The following is a 20,159-nucleotide window of genomic DNA, read 5'->3' on the forward strand; positions in this document are numbered from 1 at the left end:
ACATACCCGGGGAGGGGGCCGGAGGGGGCACTGGGGCCGGGGGGCACTGACAGCGAGCGCGGGGGCCACCTGGACAGCCGGGGGGCGCCCCGCCCCCGGCGCCTTCGGGCGCCGGGGCCGCTTCCCGTCCGGGGGCACCGGGGGCCGCGCTCGGCGCGGACCGCCGGGGCGGCGCGCCGCAGCGCCGCGAGGAATCGAACATCCGGCCAGGCCCGGACGGCGCGGGACGGCGCGGGGGCGTCGGGGAGTACGGCGGTCACCTCGCGGTGCATGTGCCAGTGCGACGGGGCGCATTCCCTGCTCCCTCCCCGACCGCCCGGCGGATCGCGCCGGCGCCCTCAGGTCATTTGCCTGGGCTCAGCCTGGCACGCGTTTCGCCCGGGCGCTGCGATTCCGGACGGAAAAGCGATAGCGGGCTTACCCGCCCACATCTGCACGTGCATCCGCATCGGCGCCTGCACGCGTGACAGGGCGCCGATGCGCACACAACCGCTGGTCAGCGCTTTGCGACGAAGACGTGCGAGGCGACCTCGGCGTCCAGCTCGGCCGCCTCCCCACTGGAACCGACCAGCACGCCGCCGGCCGACTCGGTCACGCTGACGACCGAGCCCGGCTGCACACCGGCCCGCCGCAGCGTGTACATCAGCTGCGCGTCGGTCTGGATCGGCTCCCCGATCCGGCGCACCACCACGGTCTTGCCGTCCGCGCCCGGGTCGAGCTCGGCCAGGCTCACCATGCCCTCGTCCAGGAACGGATCGGCCTCGGCCTTCTCGCCCAGCTCCTCCAGGCCCGGGATCGGGTTGCCGTACGGGGACTCCGTGGGGTGCCGCAGCAGCTCCAGCACCCGGCGCTCCACGGCCTCGCTCATCACGTGTTCCCAGCGGCAGGCCTCGGCGTGCACCTGCTCCCACTCCAGCCCGATGACGTCGACGAGCAGGCACTCGGCGAGGCGGTGCTTGCGCATCACCCGGGTCGCCAGCCGGCGGCCCTCCTCGGTCAGCTCCAGGTGGCGGTCGCCCGCGACCTGGACGAGGCCGTCGCGCTCCATGCGTGCCACGGTCTGGCTGACCGTCGGACCGCTCTGGTCCAGCCGTTCGGCGATCCGGGCGCGCATGGGGACCACGCCTTCCTCTTCGAGCTCGAGGATGGTGCGGAGATACATCTCCGTGGTGTCGATCAGTCCGGACATACGTGCCCCTCGATGCTGTGACATGAAGTCGTCGTGCGATGGCCCTGCACCAATTCTGACGCATCGCACCGGCAACCGTGCCCCGCCGTCGGCAGTCCGTGCGCACGGCCCGTTCCGGGCGCTATTGACAGTCCGCCGGTCCGGACCGCAACGTGATCCGCGACACGGGCACCGCAGGGCCCCCATCCCGCAGGAAAGGCCTCCTCGATGAGCGACAGCAAGCTCGCCGGTCAGTTCTTCGACGCAGCGATCGGCCTGCTGGAGCGGGTGCGCGACGAGGAGGCGGAATCGATCGCCGCGGCGGGGGCCGCGATCGCCGACACGGTCGCCGCGGGCGGCCGGCTGTTCGCCTTCGGCGCCGGTCACTCGTCGCTCGCCGCGCAGGACGTCGTCTACCGCGCGGGCGGGCTGGCCCTGATGAACCTGCTCGCGGTGCCCGGCACCGTCGGCGTCGACGTCATGCCGGCCACGCTGGGCTCGGCGCTGGAGCGGGTGGACGGACTGGCGAGCGCGGTGCTCGACTCCAGCCCGGCCCGGGCCGGCGACCTGCTCGTGATCATCTCGCTGTCCGGGCGCAACGCGCTGCCGGTGGAGATGGCGCAGAACGCCCGCGCGCTCGGCCTCACGGTCATCGGCGTGACCTCCGTCGCCTACGCCACGGGCACCCGGTCGCGGCACGTCTCCGGCGGGTTCCTGCGCGACCACTGCGACATCGTGCTGGACAGCAAGATCGCGATCGGGGACGCGGAGCTGCGGGCGGAGGGCGTCGAGGCGCCCTTCGGGCCCGCGTCGACGGTCGTCACCAGTGCGCTGATGCAGGCGATGACCGCCACCGCCGCGGAGGAGCTCGTGGCCCGGGGGATCGAGCCGCCGCTGCTGCGCTCGGGCAACGTCGACGGCGGGCACGAGTGGAACGGGCGCGTGATGCGGGAGTACGGCGACCGCGTCTTCTACCAGCGCTGAGCGGCACCCACCGCTCGGGCGGGAGACCGCTCAGACGTCCGGCCCGGCCGTGAGCCGCGCCAGGTCGACCGCGGTGGCGACCCGGGCGGCCACGCTCTCCGCGTACATCACGTCGGGGGGTGCGAACGCGCTGCGGTTCGCCGCGCGCAGGAACGTCACCACGCCGAGCGTCCGGCCCCGGCTCCGCAGCACCGCGCACAGGGCGTGCACCGCGCCGTCCGGCCACTGGTGCTCCGCCGTCCAGGCGGTGTCCGCACCCTCCGGTGCGGCGGCCCGGACGGAACCCTCGCGCTCCACGGCCCGGCGGGCCGGGTGCGCCGGCGCGTACCGCACCGGGAGCGGTCCGCCGGAGACCGGCAGGCAGGGCCCCGGTGCGTCGGACGGGGTGGCCGCGGCCCGCACGAGCCGCTCCCCCGCCTCCGGGCCGGCCAGCAGGTCCACGACGGCGTGGTCGGCGAACCCGGCCAGGGCGTAGTCCAGCGAGGTGGTCGCCGCCTCCATGGGGTCCTCGCACTCCGCCGCCTGGCGGGCCGCCCGGTGCAGCTGGTTCGCACGGAAGCGCATCCGGTCGGCGTCCTGCTCCCTGGTCCTCGCCGCGGTGACGTCGCGGAACATCCAGCCGACGCCCAGCGGAACCGGTTCCTCCGCGAGCGGCGAGGCCAGCCTCAGGAACCCGCTGCGCCAGCAGCGCCGCCGGTCGCCGTCGGCGGTGCGCAGGGTCACCCACAGCTCGGCCGGGGCGGGCGGCGCGCCGTCGGCGAGTACGTGCTGCAGCGCGCTCTCCAGGTCCTCGACGCCCTGCACGATCAGCTCGCCCAGCGGGCGCCCCAGCAGGGCGGTGTTCCCGCCGCCCAGCGCACGGGCCGCATAGGCGTTGACCACGGTGGGCCGGAGGTCGACGTCGACGGCGACCACACCCCAGGGCGCGCCCTCGAACAGGGCCTCGCTGAGCGCGATGGAGCGCTCCAGGTCGATCTGCGCGTGCACCTCGCTGAACGCGCAGTACACCCCGGCGGGCTCGCCGTCCTCGCTGCGGACCCGCGAGGACTGGGTGCGCACCAGCACGCGCCCGCCGTCCTTGCGCAGCAGCGCGAACTCGTGGACCTGGCGGCCCGGCGCGTGCATGACGGCCAGCAGCCGCTCCTGCACGTCCTCCGCATCCGCGCTCCGCACGGCCCAGCCGGCGAACCCGCGCCGTCCGACGGCCTCGGCGGCGCTCCAGCCGAGGACCCGCTCGGCCTCGCGGTTCCAGTGGGTGACGGTGCCGTGCGCGTCGAAGGCGAAGAGTGCGGCGTCCATCCCGTCGAGCAGCGCGGCGAGCAGCCGGGAGCCGGGGACCTCCGTCGCGGGCTCCCGCCCGGGGTCCTCGTCGGGGCCGAGCGCGTCGGTGGTCCCGGTACTCCTGGAAGCACTCACTCCGTACCTCCCGCAGGACGTGTTCCGCTGCGCGTTCCGCATGGCCGCACGTCGGACCATTCAACTGGAAGGCGGGGCACCACACGGCCTCTTCCCCGAAATCCGGCGTCCACCGGTGGACGCGTTAAATCGCTTGTGCGGCCGTGCGGGCCTTCCTAGGCTGTGGGCACACGCTGAAAGGAGGTGATCCGAAAAGTGCAGTCTTATCGGATTCGTGAGGTGGCTGCGGGCTGACAGCCCGTCGTCGCACACCGTGCACCTCGGCAGGCTGTCTGCCGAAACCCAAGCAGTCACCGACCCGCAGGCTCGCCGGTAAGTCCGGCCGGCTCCCCCGCGAGGGGGACCAGAGCCTGCGGGTTTCTGCGTGCTCCGGGCGGGCGGCGCGGGGCCGTGCCCCGCTCCGGCCCCGGCCGGTCAGGGGCAGAGGCGCTCCACGCGCCAGCCGGACCCGGGGTCCTCCCGGGTGTAGCGCAGCCGGTCGTGCAGCCTGTTCTCGCGCCCCTGCCAGAACTCGATCGACTCCGGCTCGACGCGGAAACCGCCCCACTGCGGGGGCGCCGGGACCTTCTCGCCCTCGGGGTAGCGGGCCACGAGCGCGTCGTAGCGGTCCACCAGCTCCTGCCGGGAGCCGATCACGGCCGACTGGTCGCTCGCCCAGGCGCCGAGCTGGGAGCCGTGCGGGCGGGTGCGGAAGTACGCCACCGTCTCCTCCCGCCCGACGCGGACGGCGGTACCGGTGACGACGACCTGGCGGGCGAGCGGGTGCCAGGGGAAGAGCAGCGAGACACAGGGGTTCGCCGCCAGCTCCCGGCCCTTGCGGGAGCCGTAGTGGGTGAAGAAGACGAAGCCGCGCGCGTCGTAGTGCTTCAGCAGCACCGTGCGGGAGGACGGCCGGCCCCGGGAGTCCGCCGTGGAGACGACCATCGCGTTGGGCTCGTGCAGCGTGCCGCCCCCGGCGACCTGGCGGAACCAGTGCGCGAACTGGTCCATCGGGTCGGCGGCGAGATCCTTCTCGGTGAAGTCCTCGGAGCGGTACTGCTCGCGCATCGCGGCCGGATCGGTGGTGCAATCGGATGACGCCACGCGGGAGGAGGCGGAAGCGGAGGGCGGAGTGGCATCTGCTGTGGGCACGGGGCCATCCTGCCGCAGTGGGCCGCTCCGGGGGCGGGGAGCGACGCGATCGCCGGTCCGCGCCCCGGTGGCGCTGTGCCGGACGTCACCCTTCCCCGCGTCGTGGTAACCCGCCAGTATCGGGGACAGGCCGCCGAGGCCGTCTCACAGCCGCCGAGTCGAGGGAGCCGCCCGATGTCCGACTTCGTACCCGGACTTGAAGGAGTCGTCGCGTTCGAGACGGAGATCGCCGAGCCCGACAAGGAGGGCGGCTCGCTCCGCTACCGCGGCGTGGACATCGAGGACCTCGTCGGCCATGTGTCGTTCGGCAACGTGTGGGGCCTGCTGGTGGACGGGGCGTTCAACCCGGGGCTGCCGCCCGCCGAGCCCTTCCCGATCCCCGTGCACTCCGGTGACATCCGGGTCGACGTGCAGTCGGCGCTCGCCATGCTGGCCCCGGTCTGGGGCCTGAAGCCGCTGCTCGACATCGACGAGCGGACCGCGCGCGACGACCTGGCGCGGGCCGCCGTGATGGCCCTGTCGTACGTCGCGCAGTCGGCCCGCGGCCAGGGCCGGCCGATGGTCCCGCAGAGCGAGATCGACAAGGCCGGGTCCGTGGTGGAGCGGTTCATGATCCGCTGGCGCGGCGAGCCGGACCCGAAGCACGTGAAGGCCGTCGACGCCTACTGGACCTCGGCCGCCGAGCACGGGATGAACGCCTCGACGTTCACCGCCCGTGTCATCGCGTCCACGGGCGCCGACGTCTCGGCGGCGCTCTCCGGTGCGGTGGGTGCCATGTCGGGTCCGCTGCACGGCGGTGCGCCGTCCCGGGTCCTCGGCATGATCGAGGAGATCGAGCGGACCGGCGACGCCACGGCCTACGTCAAGCAGGCGCTGGACAAGGGCGAGCGCCTGATGGGCTTCGGCCACCGCGTCTACCGCGCCGAGGACCCCCGGGCCCGCGTCCTGCGCCGCACGGCCCGCGAACTGGCCGCCCCGCGCTTCGAGGTGGCGGAGGCGCTGGAGAAGGCCGCGCTGGAGGAGCTCCACGCCCGGCGCCCCGACCGCGTGCTGGCGACGAACGTCGAGTTCTGGGCGGCGATCGTGCTGGACTTCGCCGAGGTCCCGGCGCACATGTTCACCTCGATGTTCAGCTGCGCCCGCACGGCGGGCTGGTCGGCGCACATCCTGGAGCAGAAGCGCACGGGCCGGCTGGTGCGCCCCTCCGCGACGTACGTCGGCCCGGGCACCCGCGACCCGCGCTCGATCCCGGGGTACGACCAGCTGGCGGACCTGGGGAACTGACGGGCAGGGCGAGGCGGTACGGGACGTACCGCCTCGCCCTTCGCTCGGCCGGGACCGCATCACGCTGTCCCGCCCTGCCCAGGACCCACCCCGCAGGGTTCCCCACAGCTCGATCCACCATCCGTGTCGCTCCGAATACGGTAGTGGGCGACGGCGCAGCGGCGCCTGTCCGGTGATCCGCTGAAGCGGGGCCGACAGCCGCCCCCGTCCGGTCGACGTCCGCCACCGGGCCATGCACGTGCCGGTGGAGTTGACGGGGTGTCACTCGCCGCCGGACGCGGACTCGTCGGAGGTGCCGTCCAGCCGTCGCCCCCGGCTCTCGGCCACGCGCCGTACGTCCCCCAGCGATTCGGCCAGGCGGCACGCGAGGTAGTGCACCTGGGGGCCGGTCGCCCGTAGGTCGCCCAGCAGGTCCGCCGCGTGACCGAGCAGATCCACGGCCATGGACAGCTGCGCACTCTCGATCCGGTCCGCCATCCGCGACACCGTGCCCGCGCCGTCCCCGAGGAGATAGCAGGGCTCGCCGCCCGCCGTCGTCCACGGGAGCAGCCGCACTTCTCCGGAGTCCGCCCTCACGCCACCGCCTCCCATCCGCACGGGATGACCACGAGCGCACGCCGCCGCTTCAGCTCCGCGATCCTGTGGGCTTCTCGCTCCCTTTCGTGCGCCACGTAGTACGGGCGCACCAGTGGGCTGTCCTCGCCACGCGGCGGACGTTCGCCGGTGCAGTGTTCGGTGATCCCGGCGGGGCGAGCGCACGCGCCCGGGGGGTGCCCTGCTCCGGACGCCGGCCGTCTCGCCGGCAGCGCGAAGATCCGGGCGATGCGGTCAATCATGGCTTCCTGCTTCCTGCGGATTTCGTGGCCACGCCACACGAGGGAGCGAACGACTGCGCTCCGTGCTCAACTCTTCACAGGATGAGGTCGCCACTCGCTACGCTGCCAGGGGTTCGCGCCTGACAGCGGGCCTGTCATCCCGAGGAGTTGGTCCGCATGGCGTCGCACCACAGGCCGCGCACCGCGCGAGCGAAGTACGGCGAGGAGCTGCGGCTCAGGCGCACGGCGGCGGGACTGACCCAGGACGCGCTGAGCGAGCAGATCGTGTGCTCGCCGACGCTCATCAGCCACTTCGAGGCGGGCCGTCGGCTGCCCAACCCGGACGACGCCCAGCGGATCGACCGAGCGCTGAGCACGGACGGGTTCTTCGCCCGGTGGCTGGAGGATCTGGACACGAAGTTCGTCGACCACTTCGCGGCGGTGGCCGAGCTGGAACGGCAGGCGACGGAGATCCGGCAGTTCGGACTCACCCTTGTTCCGGGCCTCTTGCAGACGGACAGCTACGCACGGGCGCTCTTCCGCGCCTACCGGCCCAACCACCGAAGCGAGGAACTTGACAGAGACGTCGTCATTCGAACGGAACGTGGTCGAGTACTCGACAGCCCCTTGAATCCCGTGGTGTGGACCCTCCTCGACGAGGCCGTGCTCCGTCGGCACATCGGCGGACCGGCCGTCATGGCAGAGCAACTGCGGAACATTGCGGGCTTGGCTCATGCCGGGCGCATTCGGCTTCACATCGTGCCGTTCGAGGTCGGGGCGCATGCCTTGCTCCAGAGCCTGGTCACCCTGCTGAGCTTCGCCGATTCCGCCCCAGTCGCTTATGTCGAGGGCTTCATGACAGGGCATTTGATGGACGATCAAGCGGCGGTGAGGGCCAGTCACACGGCCTACGCTCTTTCGCTGGGCGACGCGTTGTCGCATGATGATTCACTGGCCTTGGTCCAGGCCGCAGCGGAGGAACTCGAACATGGTCAGCAGTGAACGCACTGTCGCCGACTCGTCCACGTTCGCCCGGTGGTACAAGTCCAGTTACAGCGGTGGCGATCAGGGCGAATGCCTCGAAGTGGCTCGCGGCTACGACGCCGTCTCCGTACGGGACAGCAAGGTCTCCCACGGGCCGGCCCTGATCGCGTCCACGGCAAGCTGGTCGGCCTTCGTCGCAGCCGTCAGGAACGGCTCACTCGGCCTCGACGCCTGACCGGGTCTCCCCACGGGCCACCAGGCGCGGCCCGAAGCTCGGATCTCGCGTCCCGGAACCCGAGCCCCGGGACCGGTCGGTTCACTCCTCAGGGTGGACGTGAAGACGGGTGCGCCCGAAGCGTGAGCTTCGGGATCCGAGCGCCGGGACGCGAGCTCCGGGATGCGAGCGCCTTCTTGTGACCGGTAAGGAAAGAAGGGGTTCGGGGAAACCTCCCCCACCTCCCGGACCCGTCACCGCCAGCAAGTATGACTATTCGTGATCGAGTTGCAGCGAAGCGTCACGGCTGCTTACCGTGCGACCGAACGAACGACCCCGACGCGGTGTTAGCAGCACCGGCCGGGGTCTCACCCCAAGATCGAAAGAGCGATCCCGTGGCTACCGAGCAGCCTAGTCCGGCCCCCTCCGCCCCCGCACTCTCCTGCCCGTACCCGATGGCCAAAGCCGGTTACGGCAAGCGCTCGTTGCCGGATCGAGGCCCCTCACGCGCGGACGCCTTCGCTCTCCTGCCCGCCCGCGAGCGGTACGTCGCCGGGTTCGTCGACCACCTTCCCGACGGTGCGGCCATGGATGTGAAGAGCCTCGCCAGACAACTGCCGCTCTACGGACAGCAGGCGGTCGGCTCCGCCCTGAGAGCCCTGTCCGTGGCCGGCCACCTGCGGCGCGTACGGTGCCTGGTCGGTGAGGGCGAGCAGGTCCGCTGGGTCTTCCGGACGTTCTGGTCCCGTACCGCTCGCGACAACGAGTGGTGGGGCACCCACCTCGCCGCCGGGGGCCGTGAGTCAAGCCCGGTCGTCCCCGCAGCAACGCCGCCGTCCGGAGCCGGCGTGGAGGAAGCGCCCACAGCACCTGCCGTGCCGCAGCAGCGGACCCCGGAACCCGCTCCGGCTCCGGCTCCGGCTCCGGCTCCGGCTGATGCCCCCTCTCCCGCCTATCTGGCCCTGGCCCGGCTCGGACGCGCCGACTCGCGTCTGGCCCTGTCCGCCGCCGACTGCGCGGTGCTGGAGGCGCGGGCCGCCGAGTGGCTGGCCCGGGGCGTGACCACCGAATACCTGACCCAGGCCCTCACCGCCGGGCTCCCCGGGCAGATCGGCTCGCCGGTCGGGTTCGTACGCCGCCGCCTGGCCGACAAGATCCCGCCGATCGTTTCCCCGGCCGTGGCGCCGACCGCGTCCGGCGGCCCCGTTCACCGCGTGATGATGGAGTGCGCCGAGTGCGGTGTACCCGGCCGCCCGGAGGCGCTTCCCGACGGTCTCTGCCGCCCGTGCGGCCGGCCCGATCCGTCGGCGCCGGTGGACCTGCCCCCGGGTGCTCTCGCCGAGTCCGAGGTCCGCGCCCTCGCGGGCCACGTGAGGGAGTTGCTCAGGTCCCGCTGAGTGCGGGGCGGCCGTCCCCCACCACGCGTCAGCCCAGCGCCTCGTCCAGCAGGGCCGCCCACTGGGCGACCACCCTCTCGCGCCGTGCCCGGTCGTCCGTGAGGAGGTTGGCGAGGCCCAGGCCGCGGGCCATGTCGAGGAGTCCCTGGACGGTCTCGCGGACGCCGGGGCGGGACTCGTCGGCGTGCAGGAGCTCGACGGCGATCCGGTGGGTCTCGCGCCCCACCCGGGCCTCCAGTTCGGTGACGCGGGGCCTCAGTTGGGCTTCGTTCGAGGCGGCGACCCAGAGCTGGAGCGCGGCACGGAAGAGGGGCCCGGTGTAGAGGTCGACCAGGGCGGCGATCACCGCCGCGCGGTCCTGGACGGGCAGGGCGCGCAGGGCGGCGGAGCGTTCCTCGGCGACGTACTCGACGGCGCCGGTGAACAGGTCCTCGCGGGTGGGGAAGTGGTGCTGGGCCGCGCCGCGTGAGACGCCGGCGTGCTCGGCAACGACGGTGACCGTGGAGCCCGCCCAGCCGTGTTCGGCCAGGCAGGCCACCGCCGATGCCAGGAGCCGTTGCCGGGTGGCGCGGCTCCTGTCCTGCTTGGGGGGCGTCACAGCACCCATGCGGGATCCCGTCGCTCCAGGAAGGCCGTCATCCCCTCCCGTGCCTCGTCGGAGGCGAAGAGCGCTGCCGAGCGGGCGATGAGGTCTTCGGCGTGGCTGTCGAATCTCTCCAGCACAGTAGCCGTGACCAGCTCCTTCGACGCCGCCAGCCCCTGCGGGGACGCCCTGCGCAGTCCGTCCAGTACGGGGACGAGCGCCTTGTCCACCCCGTCGGCGGACCCGGCCGCGAGGCTCACGAGGCCGATCCGGACGGCCTCCGCCGCGTCGAAGCGCTCACCGGTGAGGGAGTAGCGGGCGGCGGCGCGCGGGTCGAGGCGGGGCAGCAGGGGCAGCGAGATCACGGCGGGCGCGAGGCCCAGCCGGGACTCGGTGAGGGCGAAGGTCGCGTCCGGTCCGGCCGCCGAGATGTCGCAGGCGCCGAGCAGGCCGAGGCCGCCGGCCCGGACGTGGCCGGTGACCCGGGCGACGACGGGTTTGGGCAGGGCGACGACGGCCCGCATCAGTGCGACGAAGGCCGCCGGTTCGGGTGGGGCGGTCAGGTCGGCTCCCGCGCAGAAGGTGCTGCCGGTGTGGGTGAGGACGACCGCGCGCACGGTGTCGTCGTCCGCGCAGCCGGCCAGCGCCTCGGTCAGCTCACCGACCAGGCGCGCGGAGAGCGCGTTGCGGTTCGCCGGGGAGTCCAGGGTGAGGGTGGTGACGCCCCGGTCGTGCGCGGGGGGTGCCAGGGTCATCGCCGCTCCTCCCGGTCACGGAGCTCGCGCCGCAGGATCTTGCCGGACACCGCGCGGGGCACGGCGTCGATGAACTCGGCCCGTCTGACCTTCTTGTACGGCGAGACGCGCTCGGCGACATGGGTGAGCACGTCCTCCTCGGTGAGGTCCTCCGCGCCGGGCCCGCGGACCACGTACGCCTTGGGGATCTCGTTGCCGTCGGCGTCGTGCACGCCGATGACGGCGGCGTCGGCGATCCCCGGGTGGGTGAGGAGGAGCGCCTCCAGGTCGGCGGGGGCGACCTGGTAGCCCTTGTACTTGATGAGTTCCTTGACCCGGTCGACGACGTACAGCCAGCCGTCCGCGTCGACCCGGCCGACGTCGCCGGTGTGCAGCCAGCCGTCGGGGTCGATCAGGGCGGTGGTGGCGTCGGGGCGGCCGAGGTAGCCCTTCATCACCTGGGGGCCGCGGATGAGGATCTCGCCGGCGGTGCCGGGTGCGGTGTCGATGCCGGGGTCGGTGAGGGAGACGATCCGCATCTCGGTGCCGGGCAGCAGCTTCCCGACGGTGCCCGGCGGGGGGTTCTCCTCGTCGAGGGGCACCACATGGGTGCCGGGCGAGAGTTCCGTCATGCCGTAGGCCTGCCGTACGGCGGGCAGCCCGAGCCGGGCGGAGCAGGCCGCGGCGAGCCCGGCATCCAGGGGTGCGGCGGCGCTGACGACGTACTCCAGCGACGAGAGGTCGTAGGCGCCGACCAGCGGGTGCTTGGCGAGGGCCAGGACGAGGGGCGGGGCGACGTACAGGCCGGTGACGCGGTGGGTCTGGATCGCCTCCAGGAACGGGGCGAGCTCGAAGCGGGGCAGGACGACGACCGTGGCGCCGTAGCGCAGCGGGCCGTTCATGAGGGCGGTCAGCCCGTAGATGTGGAAGAAGGGCAGCACGGCCAGGATGCGGTCCCGCTCCCCCAGGGGGACGAAGGGCCGCAGCTGCTCCAGGTTGGTGGCGATGGAGCGGTGGGTGAGCATGACGCCCTTGGGGGTGCCGGTGGTCCCGGAGGAGTACGGGAGCACGGCGACGTCCTCGGCCGGGTCGAAGACGAGGTCGGGTTCGGGTGCGGTCGAGCCGAGCATGTCGAGCACGGAGGTGTGGCCCTCGGCCCGGTCGCAGACGTAGATCTCCCGGACGCCGCCGGCGAGTTCGGCGGCGCGGCGCGCGACGTCGAGGAGCGGCGAGACGGTGACGATCCAGCGGGCGGCGGAGTCGCCGAGCTGCCGGGCGAACTCCTCGGCGGTGGCCAGCGGGTGGACCGTGGTGACGGTGGCGCCGGCCCGGGTCGCGCCGTAGAGGACGGGCGGGTAGGCGATGGTGTTGGGGCTGTGCAGCGCGAGCACGTCGCCCTTGCGCAGCCCGGCCTCGGCGAGGTGGGCCGCGATGCGCCGGTGGAAGGTGTCGAGCTGGGCGTAGGTGAGGCACGTGCCGTCGGTGCCGTCGATCAGGGCGGGCGCGTCGCCGAAGGCAGCGGCGTTCCCGAGTACGGCTTCGTGGATGGGTCTTTCGAGGGGCTGGACGTCTGCGTACGCGCTGTGGAACACCATGGCGGTCCCCGTTCGAGGCGTGTGGAGGGCCGCGACCGCCCCTGCGGCGGCGGGCCGGGGGGAATCCGGGGCCGTCAGTACGACTTGGGCAGGCCCAGGGTCTGGTGGGAGACGTAGTTGAGGATCATTTCCCTGCTGACCGGCGCGATGCGGGAGACGCGCGCGGCCGTGACCAGGGAGGCGAGCCCGTACTCGCGGGTCAGGCCGTTGCCGCCGAGGGTGTGGACGGCCTGGTCGACTGCCCGGACGCAGGCCTCGGCGGCGGCGTACTTCGCCATGTTGGCGGCCTCGCCCGCGCCGGTGTCGTCGCCGTCGTCGTAGAGCCGGGCGGCCTTCTGCATCATCAGCCGGGCGAGCTCCAGCTCGATGTGCGCCTGGGCCAGCGGGTGGGCGACGGCCTGGTGGGAGCCGATGGGCGCGCCCTTCCAGACGGTGCGGGTCTTCGCGTAGTCCACGGCCTTCTCGACGGCGTAGCGGCCCATGCCGAGGGAGAAGGCGGCGCTCATGATGCGTTCGGGGTTGAGCCCGGCGAAGAGCTGGAGCAGCCCGGTGTCCGCCTCCTCGCCGACGAGCGCCCCGGCGGGCAGCCGTACGTCGTCGAGGGTGAGCTCGAACTGCTTCTCGGCCGCCCGGAGTTCCATCTCGATCGGGGTGCGGGTGAAGCCGGGGGTGTCGCGGGGGACGATGAAGAGGCAGGGCTTGAGGCTGCCGGACCTCGCGTCCTCGGTGCGGCCGACGATCAGGGTGGCGTCGGAGATGTCGACCCCGGATATGAAGACCTTGCGGCCGGTGAGGAGCCAGTCCCCGCCGTCGCGGCGGGCCGTGGTGGTGATGCGGTGCGAGTTCGATCCGGCGTCGGGCTCGGTGATGCCGAACGACATGGTGAGGGAGCCGTCGGAGAGTCCGGGGAGCCAGGTGCGCTTCTGGGCCTCGGTGCCGAAGCGGGCGATGACGGTGCCGCAGATCGCCGGGGAGACGACCATCATGAGCAGGGGGCTTCCCGCGGCGCCGAGTTCTTCCAGGACGATGGAGAGTTCGGCCATGCCGCCGCCCCCGCCGCCGTACTCCTCGGGCAGGTTGACCCCGAGGTAGCCGAGCTTCCCCGCCTCGGCCCAGAGCGCGCGGGGGTGTTCGCCGTCGCGGGCCGACGCGGTGCCGCGGTCGGGGCCGAAGCGTCTGCCGAGGGCGGCCACGGCGGCGCGGAGGGCCTGGTGTTCCTCGGTTTCCAGAACGGTGCTCATGAGGTCGTCTCCTCCTGGTGCGCGGGTGCGGACACGTGCTCCGGTGCGGACGCCTGCCCGGGTGCGGACGTGTGCTCCGGCAGGTGGGTGGATGCGGGTGGGGGCGGTGAGGCTGTCGTGCCCTCCGGTGCGGGTGCGGGCGGTGACGCGGTCGTGCCTGCGGGTGCGTCCTGAGGGACGGCCGGGAGCTCGGGGGCCGCTGCCGGGGCGTCCTGGACGACGGCGAGCAGGGTGCCGACCTCGACCTGGAGTCCGGGGGCGGCGTGCAGCGCGGTGAGGGTGCCGGACGCGGGCGCCAGGACGCGGTGCTCCATCTTCATCGCCTCCAGCCAGATCAGCGGCTGTCCGGCCGCGACGGCCGCACCCGGCGCGAGTCCGTCGGCGAGGCGGACGACCGTGCCGGGCATGGGGGCGAGCAGCGAGCCGGGCTCGGTGCGCTCGGCGGGGTCGGCGAAGCGGGGCAGGGCGGTGAAGGTGTACGACCCGGACGGGGTGTCCACGTAGACGCGGTCGCCGTGCGCGGTGACGGCGAAGTGCCGTGTCAGTCCGCCGGTTTCGAGGGTGACCGTGTCCGCGCGGGCGGCGACGACCCGCTCGCCGGACTCGGGGGCCGGCGCGCCGTCGCGGCCTGTGCGGTAGGCGATCGTGTACTCGGTGCCGTCGGGCTCGGCGCGGTAGCCCTTGGTCTGCGGTGCGGAGGCCAGGTTCCGCCAGGCGCCGAGGCGGGCGGTGCCCGGTCCGCCCCCCGCGGTCCGGGCCGCCGCCGCGGACGCGAGGGCGGCGGCGGTGGCGGCGAGACGCCGGGCGGTGTCCGCACCGGGGCCTCCGGTCGCCGTCAGTGCGGCCAGGTGGCGGTCGTAGAAGCCCGTGTCCGGCGGTCCCGCGGTGAAGTCCTCGTGGCGCAGGGAGCGTACGAGCAGGTCCCGGTTGGTGACCGGGCCGTGGATGCGGGCGCGTTCCAGGGCGTGGGCGAGGAGGCGGACCGCCTCGGCGCGGGTGGGGGCGTGGGCGACGACCTTGGCGATCAGCGGGTCGTAGTGCACGCCGATGGTGTCGCCCCCGGTGTATCCGGTGTCGACCCGCAGCCCGGGGGCCTCCGGCAGGTCGAGCGTGAGCAGCGCTCCGGTCTGCGGCTGCCAGTCGCGGGCCGGGTCCTCGGCGTAGAGGCGGGCCTCGACGGCGTGTCCGGCGGGGGCGGGGGGTCCTGCGGGGGGCAGCGGCCGGCCCTCCGCGACCCGTAGTTGCAGGGCGACGAGGTCGAGGCCGAACACCGCCTCCGTGACCGGGTGTTCGACCTGGAGCCGGGTGTTCATCTCCAGGAAGAAGGGGCGCCCTTCGGCCGACACCAGGAACTCGACGGTGCCCGCGCCCCGGTAGTCGACGGCCCGCGCCGCCGTGACGGCCGCCTCGCGCAGCCGCTCGCGCAGTCCGTCGTCGAGGCCGGGCGCGGGGGCCTCCTCGACGACCTTCTGGTGCCGGCGCTGGAGGGAGCAGTCGCGGGTGCCGAGCGTCCACACCGCGCCCTGTCCGTCCGCCATGACCTGGACCTCGACGTGCCGGCCGCGTTCGACCCAGGGTTCGGCGAAGACCTCGCCGTCGCCGAAGGCCCCGGCGGCCTCGGCCGATGCCGCCGTCAGCTCGTCGCCGAGCAGGGCGAGTTCACGCACGATCCGCATCCCGCGCCCTCCTCCGCCCGCCGCCGCCTTCAGCAGCAGGGGGAGGTCGGCGGCGGTGGCGGTGGCCGGGTCGACCGGGGCGAGCAGCGGCACACCGGCGGCTGCCATCAGCTTCTTGGCCCTGGTCTTGGAGGCCATCAGCTCGACGGCCTCGGCCGGCGGCCCCACCCAGACGAGTCCCGCGTCCCGCACGGCACGGGCGAAGCCGGCGTTCTCCGAGAGGAAGCCGTACCCGGGGTGCACTGCGTCGGCGCCCGCCGCGAGCGCGGCGGCGACGATCAGGTCGCCGCGCAGATACGTGTCGCCCGGTGCCGCGCCCGGCAGGCGTACGGCGGTGTCGGCCTCCCGTACGTGCAGGGCGCCCGCGTCCGCGTCGGAGTGCACGGCGACGGTGGCGATGCCCTGCTCACGGCAGGTGCGGAAGATCCGGCAGGCGATCTCGCCCCGGTTGGCGACCAGCAGTGTGGTGATCATCCGATGCCTCACATCCGGAAGACGCCGAAGCCGCGCGCGCCTTCGACCGGGGCCGTGTGGATCGCGGACAGGCACATCCCGAGGACGGTCCTGGTGTCGCGGGGGTCGATGACCCCGTCGTCGTACAGCCGCCCCGAGAGGAACATCGGGAGGGACTCCGACTCGATCTGCTGCTCCACCATGGCGCGGAGCCCGGCGTCGGCCTCGTCGTCGTAGGGCAGCCCCTTCGCGGTGGCGGAGGCGCGGGCGACGATCGAGAGGACGCCGGCGAGCTGCTGCGGTCCCATGACCGCGGACTTGCTGCCGGGCCAGGCGAACAGGAAGCGGGGGTCGTAGGCGCGGCCGCACATGCCGTAGTGCCCGGCGCCGTAGGAGGCGCCCATCAGGACGGACAGGTGCGGGACCCGGGAGTTCGACACCGCGTTGATCATCATGGCGCCGTGCTTGATGATGCCGCCCTGCTCGTACTCCCTGCCGACCATGTAGCCGGTGGTGTTGTGCAGGAAGAGGAGCGGGGTGTCGCGCTGGTTGGCGAGCTGGATGAACTGCGCGGCCTTCTGCGACTCCTCGCTGAACAGGACGCCCTGTGCGTTGGCGAGGATGCCGACGGGGTAGCCGTGCAGGCGTGCCCAGCCGGTGACCAGGCTGGTCCCGTAGAGCGGCTTGAAGGCGTCGAAGTCCGAGCCGTCGACGATCCGGGCGATGACCTCGCGCGGGTCGAAGGGGACCTTGAGGTCGCCGGGCACGATCCCGGCCAGTTCGTCCTGGTCGTACTTCGGCGGCTCGGCGGGGCCCGGATCCGGGTGCGCCTTGCGCCAGTTGAACCGGGCGACGATCCGGCGGGCCTGGCGGAGCGCGTCGTGCTCGTCGACGGCGTGGTGGTCGGCGAGGCCGGAGGTGCGGGCGTGCATCCCGGCGCCGCCGAGCGACTCGTCGTCGCTCTCCTCGCCGGTGGCCATCCTGACCAGCGGCGGGCCGCCGAGGAAGACCTTGGACCGCCCCTCGATCATCACGGTGTGGTCGGACATGCCGGGGACGTACGCCCCTCCGGCGGTGGAGTTGCCGAACACCACGGCGACGGTGGGGATCCCGGCGGCGGAGAGCCGCGTGAGGTCGCGGAACAGCGCCCCGCCCGGGATGAAGATCTCCTTCTGGGACGGCAGGTCGGCCCCGCCGGACTCCACGAGGCTGATGCAGGGCAGCCGGTTGGCGAAGGCGATCTCGTTGGCGCGCAGCGCCTTCTTCAGGGTCCAGGGGTTGGAGGCCCCGCCGCGCACGGTCGGGTCGTTGGCGGTGATCAGGCACTCGACGCCGGAGACGGTCCCGATGCCCGTGACGAGCGAGGCGCCGACCGTGTAGGCGGGGGCGTCGCTGCCCCAGGCCGCCAGCGGGGACAGTTCGAGGAACGGGGTGTCCGGGTCGAGCAGCAGCTCGATCCGCTCCCGGGCGAGGAGCTTGCCGCGGGCGCGGTGGCGCGCCGTGTACTTCTCGCCGCCGCCCGCGAGTGCCTTGGCGTGCTCGGTCTCCAGGTCGGCGAGCTTCGCGAGCATGGCCTCGCGGTGGGCGGCGTACTCGGGGCCCGCGGTGTCGAGCGCGGTGGGCAGGACGGTCATGCGTGCACCTCCGGTTCGTCGGGCAGCCCCACCGGGACGGTGACGTGCCGGGACCGCAGCCACTCCCCCAGCGCCTTGGCCTGCGGGTCGAAGCGCGCCTGCGCGGCGACGCCCTCGCCGAGGAGTCCGCGGACGACGAAGTTCAACGCCTTCAGGTGCGGGAGGACATGGCGTACGACGGTGAGCCCGGCGGTCTCCGGGAGGAGCTCCTGGAAGCGGGCGACGGTCAGTTCGTGGGCCAGCCACCGCCAGGCGTCGTCCGAGCGGACCCACAGCCCGACGTTGGCGTCCCCGCCCTTGTCGCCGCTGCGGGCGCCCGCCACGCGGCCGAGCGGGACGGACCGGGTGGGCCCGGCGGGCAGCGGTTCGGGCAGGGCGGGTTCCGCCACCGGGGCGGGCACCCGGTACGTACCGGCCGGCGGGACGGCCTCCCGGGTCCCGTCCGGCAGGACGGCCGTGTGCGCGACCTCGCCGGCCGGTACGTACGCGGCCTCGAACACCCCGTAGGGAGCGCCCTTGCCCGGCGGGGCCGTCAGGTGGAAGCCGGGGTAGCTGCCGAGCGCCAGCTCGACGGCCGCACCGGACACGGCGCGGCCGACGGCCTCCGCGTCCGGGTCGCGCACGACGAGCCGGAGCAGGGCGCTCGCGGTCTCCTCGGTGTCCGCGTCGGGCCGGTCGGTGCGGGCGAGCTCCCACCGCACCTCGGCGGGCGGGCGTCCGGCGCGGTCCAGGGCGTCGGCGAACTGCTCTTTCACCAGGCGGGACTTGGCGTCGATGTCGAGTCCGGTGAGCACGAAGACGACCTCGTTGCGCCAGCCGCCGAGCCGGGTCAGCCCGACCTTCAGCGTGGGCGGCGGGGCCTCTCCCCGCACGCCGCTGATCCGCACCCGGTCGGGCCCGTCCCGGGTGAGCCGCACCGTGTCGAGCCGGGCGGTGACATCGGGCCCGGCGTAGCGTGCGCCGTCGGTCTCGTACAGCAGTTGCGCGGTGACGGTGCCGAGGTCGACGACGCCGCCGGTGCCTTCGTGCTTGGTGAGGACGCAGCTTCCGTCCGCGTGGACCTCGGCGAGCGGGAAGCCGGGGCGGCGGACGTCGTGGTCGCCGAAGAAGGCGTAGTTGCCGCCGGTGGCCTGGGTCCCGCACTCCAGGACGTGCCCGGCGACGACGGCCCCGGCGAGCGCGTCGTGGTCGCCGGGGCCCCAGCCGAAGTGGGCGGCGGCGGGCCCGGTGACCAGGGCGGCGTCGGTGACCCGGCCCGTGACGACGATGTCGGCCCCGGCCCGCAGACAGGCCGCGATGCCTCCGCCGCCGAGGTAGGCGTTGGCGGTGAGGAAGCCGTCGGGCACGGGGCGGCTGTCACCCTCCACATGGGCGACGCGCACCGGGATCCCGGTCCGGTCCGCCAGCTCCCGTACGGCGTCGGCGAGTCCGGCCGGGTGGAGCCCGCCGGCGTTGGTGACGATCTTCACGCTCCGCTCGTGGGCGAGCCCGAGACTCTCCTCCAGCTGCCGGAGGAAGGTCGTGGCGTATCCGCGCCGCGGGTCCTTCAGACGGCTGCGGCCCAGGATGAGCAGGGTCAGCTCGGCGAGGTAGTCGCCGGTCAGGACGTCGAGGGGCCCGTCGGTGAGCATCTCGCGCACCGCGTCGAAGCGGTCGCCGTAGAAACCGGACGCGTTCCCGATCCGGAGCGGCTGCGGCTGCGGCTGCGGCTGCGGCTGCGGGACCGTGGGCGGCCGGGTCACCGGTCCGCCTTCCGGGGGCGCCCGGGCCCGGCGGGTCCGGCGAAGGCCTGCGCGAGGTCCAGCCACCGACCGGCGTCCGGGCCCACCGCCTCGACGGCGAGGTCGTCCCGGTGGGCGCGCTGGGTGACGAGGAGGCAGAAGTCGAGGAGCGGGCCGGTGACCCGCTGGGGCGCGTCCTCGGGTCCGAACACCAGCAGCTCGCCGTCCTCCGGACGGAGTTCCACCCGGAACTGCTCGCCGGGGGGCCGCAGTCCGCGCACGGCGTAGGCGTAGTCCCGGGCCCGTACGCCGATCCTGGCGACGTGCCGCAGCCGTGCGGTGGGCTTCCGGGTCACCCCGAGCGCGTCGGCGATGTCCTGGCCGTGCGCCCAGGTCTCCATGAGCCGTGCGGTCCCCATCGAGGCGACGCTCATGGGCGGGCCGTACCAGGGCAGCTTCGTCCCGGCGGGAGCCGCGCGGAGAGCCTCCCGGAGCCGGGTCCGCCCCTCCCGCCACTCCACGAGCAGGGCTGCGGGCGTGAGGGCGGTGACGGCTTCCCGGGCGGCGTCGTCGACGAAGCCGGCGGGGGCGGACAGCGCCTTCTCGACCTCGGCGGCGAAGGCGTCGGGCTCGGTGGCGGCGACCAGGGCGGCCTCGTCGGTCCAGTTCAGGTGGGCGATCTGATGGGCGACGGTCCACCCCTCGGCGGGGGTCGGCACGGCCCACTCGTCCGCGCTCAACCCGGCGACCAGCAGGTCGAGTTCGGCGCCCTCCTCCCGCAGGTCGTCGAGCACGGCGGCGGTCACGGCCGATACGTCGGGCACGGTGCGCTCCCCTCGGGGCGTGGCGGTGTGCCCCGGAGCATGGCAGCGGCCCACAAAACAAGCAAGCATGCTTGCATGATTCGGTTCAGGGGACTGTGGCGCGGGGGCGGCGGCCCCGGCCGTCACCTCCGGCGAGCAGTCCGGCGCGAACGACGACGACGCGCCTCAGGCACCCCGGAGGGGCACGGCGCATACGGGAGCCCGGGCACGGACAGCCCGAAGAACCGGGCGGCGGTCGCGACAGGCCGGTGCGGAGAGGCACCCCTTCCGCCGCACCGCCCGCGCCCGGCGCGGTGACGCGGGGA

The 20,159-nt window shown here is 73.7% G+C and carries 17 protein-coding genes; 5 read left to right on the plus strand and 12 right to left on the minus strand.

The features are described 5' to 3' along the window. Window positions 1–496 precede the first annotated feature (496 nt). The gene (locus ABZ172_RS20405) at window positions 497–1,189 is read right to left on the minus strand and encodes a metal-dependent transcriptional regulator (RefSeq protein ID WP_356885146.1); all 693 of its coding nucleotides are present in this window, start codon (window positions 1,187–1,189) and stop codon (window positions 497–499) included. Window positions 1,190–1,396: 207 nt separating this feature from the next. Between ABZ172_RS20405 and ABZ172_RS20410 the strand changes: the two genes are divergently transcribed. After that, on the plus strand, window positions 1,397–2,152 hold the full coding sequence (locus ABZ172_RS20410; protein ID WP_356885147.1) for an SIS domain-containing protein: 756 nt from the start codon (window positions 1,397–1,399) through the stop codon (window positions 2,150–2,152). 30 nt (window positions 2,153–2,182) lie between these two features. On the opposite strand, the gene ABZ172_RS20415 is transcribed toward ABZ172_RS20410, so the two are convergent. Both ABZ172_RS20415 and pdxH read right to left on the minus strand, forming a co-directional pair. Beyond that, a complete protein-coding gene (locus tag ABZ172_RS20415; RefSeq protein WP_356885148.1) occupies window positions 2,183–3,568 on the minus strand; it encodes a PAS domain-containing protein in 1,386 nt (461 codons plus the stop codon). A gap of 414 nt (window positions 3,569–3,982) precedes the next feature. Beyond that, a complete protein-coding gene (gene pdxH / locus ABZ172_RS20420) occupies window positions 3,983–4,615 on the minus strand; it encodes a pyridoxamine 5'-phosphate oxidase (protein ID WP_356885226.1) in 633 nt (210 codons plus the stop codon). Window positions 4,616–4,873: 258 nt separating this feature from the next. Between pdxH and ABZ172_RS20425 the strand changes: the two genes are divergently transcribed. Further along, on the plus strand, window positions 4,874–5,983 hold the full coding sequence (locus ABZ172_RS20425) for a citrate synthase 2 (protein ID WP_356885149.1): 1,110 nt from the start codon (window positions 4,874–4,876) through the stop codon (window positions 5,981–5,983). A gap of 261 nt (window positions 5,984–6,244) precedes the next feature. Here the strand turns inward: ABZ172_RS20425 and ABZ172_RS20430 are convergent, their stop codons facing one another. Continuing rightward, window positions 6,245–6,559, minus strand: coding sequence for a hypothetical protein (locus ABZ172_RS20430; protein ID WP_356885150.1), 315 nt, complete (start codon window positions 6,557–6,559; stop codon window positions 6,245–6,247). Window positions 6,560–6,975: 416 nt separating this feature from the next. On the opposite strand from ABZ172_RS20430, the gene ABZ172_RS20435 reads away from it, so the two are divergent. The 3 genes from ABZ172_RS20435 (at window position 6,976) to ABZ172_RS20445 (ending at window position 9,393) form a co-directional block, all read left to right on the plus strand. Next, the gene (locus tag ABZ172_RS20435) at window positions 6,976–7,800 is read left to right on the plus strand and encodes a helix-turn-helix transcriptional regulator (protein WP_356885151.1); all 825 of its coding nucleotides are present in this window, start codon (window positions 6,976–6,978) and stop codon (window positions 7,798–7,800) included. Next, window positions 7,787–8,017: a DUF397 domain-containing protein gene (locus ABZ172_RS20440; protein WP_356885152.1), complete on the plus strand. Its 231-nt coding sequence runs from the start codon at window positions 7,787–7,789 to the stop codon at window positions 8,015–8,017. Before ABZ172_RS20435 ends, ABZ172_RS20440 begins: the two co-directional genes overlap by 14 nt. Window positions 8,018–8,391: 374 nt before the next feature. Then, window positions 8,392–9,393 carry a MarR family transcriptional regulator gene (locus tag ABZ172_RS20445; RefSeq protein ID WP_356885153.1) on the plus strand — a complete coding sequence of 334 codons (1,002 nt, stop codon included), beginning with the start codon at window positions 8,392–8,394 and terminating at the stop codon, window positions 9,391–9,393. A 28-nt stretch (window positions 9,394–9,421) separates the two neighbouring features. On the opposite strand, the gene ABZ172_RS20450 is transcribed toward ABZ172_RS20445, so the two are convergent. The 8 genes from ABZ172_RS20450 to ABZ172_RS20485 all read right to left on the minus strand — a co-directional run bounded on the left by ABZ172_RS20450 (window position 9,422) and on the right by ABZ172_RS20485 (window position 19,854). Further along, a complete protein-coding gene (locus ABZ172_RS20450) occupies window positions 9,422–10,000 on the minus strand; it encodes a TetR/AcrR family transcriptional regulator (RefSeq protein WP_356885154.1) in 579 nt (192 codons plus the stop codon). Beyond that, window positions 9,988–10,731, minus strand: a complete 744-nt coding sequence (locus ABZ172_RS20455) for an enoyl-CoA hydratase family protein (RefSeq protein WP_356885155.1) — start codon at window positions 10,729–10,731, stop codon at window positions 9,988–9,990. The genes ABZ172_RS20450 and ABZ172_RS20455 overlap by 13 nt, the downstream gene beginning before the upstream one ends. Beyond that, complete coding sequence (locus tag ABZ172_RS20460) at window positions 10,728–12,305, minus strand: 4-coumarate--CoA ligase family protein (RefSeq protein ID WP_356885156.1); 1,578 nt, start codon at window positions 12,303–12,305, stop codon at window positions 10,728–10,730. The genes ABZ172_RS20455 and ABZ172_RS20460 overlap by 4 nt, the downstream gene beginning before the upstream one ends. Before the next feature lie 74 nt (window positions 12,306–12,379). Then, window positions 12,380–13,546 (minus strand): acyl-CoA dehydrogenase family protein, encoded by a 1,167-nt coding sequence (locus ABZ172_RS20465; RefSeq protein WP_356885157.1) that lies wholly within the window; start codon window positions 13,544–13,546, stop codon window positions 12,380–12,382. Further along, window positions 13,543–15,696: a biotin carboxylase N-terminal domain-containing protein gene (locus ABZ172_RS20470; RefSeq protein ID WP_356885158.1), complete on the minus strand. Its 2,154-nt coding sequence runs from the start codon at window positions 15,694–15,696 to the stop codon at window positions 13,543–13,545. The genes ABZ172_RS20465 and ABZ172_RS20470 overlap by 4 nt, the downstream gene beginning before the upstream one ends. A gap of 8 nt (window positions 15,697–15,704) precedes the next feature. Further along, entirely contained in the window at window positions 15,705–17,309 is a 1,605-nt protein-coding gene (locus ABZ172_RS20475) for a carboxyl transferase domain-containing protein (protein ID WP_356885159.1), read from the minus strand. Next, window positions 17,306–19,051, minus strand: coding sequence for an acyclic terpene utilization AtuA family protein (locus ABZ172_RS20480; RefSeq protein ID WP_356885160.1), 1,746 nt, complete (start codon window positions 19,049–19,051; stop codon window positions 17,306–17,308). Before ABZ172_RS20480 ends, ABZ172_RS20475 begins: the two co-directional genes overlap by 4 nt. After that, the gene (locus tag ABZ172_RS20485) at window positions 19,048–19,854 is read right to left on the minus strand and encodes a TIGR03084 family metal-binding protein (RefSeq protein WP_356885161.1); all 807 of its coding nucleotides are present in this window, start codon (window positions 19,852–19,854) and stop codon (window positions 19,048–19,050) included. The genes ABZ172_RS20480 and ABZ172_RS20485 overlap by 4 nt, the downstream gene beginning before the upstream one ends. Window positions 19,855–20,159 lie beyond the last annotated feature (305 nt).

Source organism: Streptomyces sp. NPDC006296 (assembly GCF_040613235.1).
GTDB lineage: Bacteria > Actinomycetota > Actinomycetes > Streptomycetales > Streptomycetaceae > Streptomyces.

Coding starts and splice junctions, on each gene's coding strand:
- ABZ172_RS20410 (WP_356885147.1), top strand. CDS start 1,397: ATGAGCGACAGCAAGCTCGCCGGTCAGTTCTTCGACGCAGCGATCGGC.
- ABZ172_RS20470 (WP_356885158.1), bottom strand. CDS start 15,696: ATGATCACCACACTGCTGGTCGCCAACCGGGGCGAGATCGCCTGCCGG.
- ABZ172_RS20405 (WP_356885146.1), bottom strand. CDS start 1,189: ATGTCCGGACTGATCGACACCACGGAGATGTATCTCCGCACCATCCTC.
- ABZ172_RS20475 (WP_356885159.1), bottom strand. CDS start 17,309: ATGACCGTCCTGCCCACCGCGCTCGACACCGCGGGCCCCGAGTACGCC.
- ABZ172_RS20450 (WP_356885154.1), bottom strand. CDS start 10,000: ATGGGTGCTGTGACGCCCCCCAAGCAGGACAGGAGCCGCGCCACCCGG.
- ABZ172_RS20425 (WP_356885149.1), top strand. CDS start 4,874: ATGTCCGACTTCGTACCCGGACTTGAAGGAGTCGTCGCGTTCGAGACG.
- ABZ172_RS20435 (WP_356885151.1), top strand. CDS start 6,976: ATGGCGTCGCACCACAGGCCGCGCACCGCGCGAGCGAAGTACGGCGAG.
- ABZ172_RS20440 (WP_356885152.1), top strand. CDS start 7,787: ATGGTCAGCAGTGAACGCACTGTCGCCGACTCGTCCACGTTCGCCCGG.
- ABZ172_RS20455 (WP_356885155.1), bottom strand. CDS start 10,731: ATGACCCTGGCACCCCCCGCGCACGACCGGGGCGTCACCACCCTCACC.
- ABZ172_RS20460 (WP_356885156.1), bottom strand. CDS start 12,305: ATGGTGTTCCACAGCGCGTACGCAGACGTCCAGCCCCTCGAAAGACCC.
- ABZ172_RS20465 (WP_356885157.1), bottom strand. CDS start 13,546: ATGAGCACCGTTCTGGAAACCGAGGAACACCAGGCCCTCCGCGCCGCC.
- pdxH (WP_356885226.1), bottom strand. CDS start 4,615: ATGCGCGAGCAGTACCGCTCCGAGGACTTCACCGAGAAGGATCTCGCC.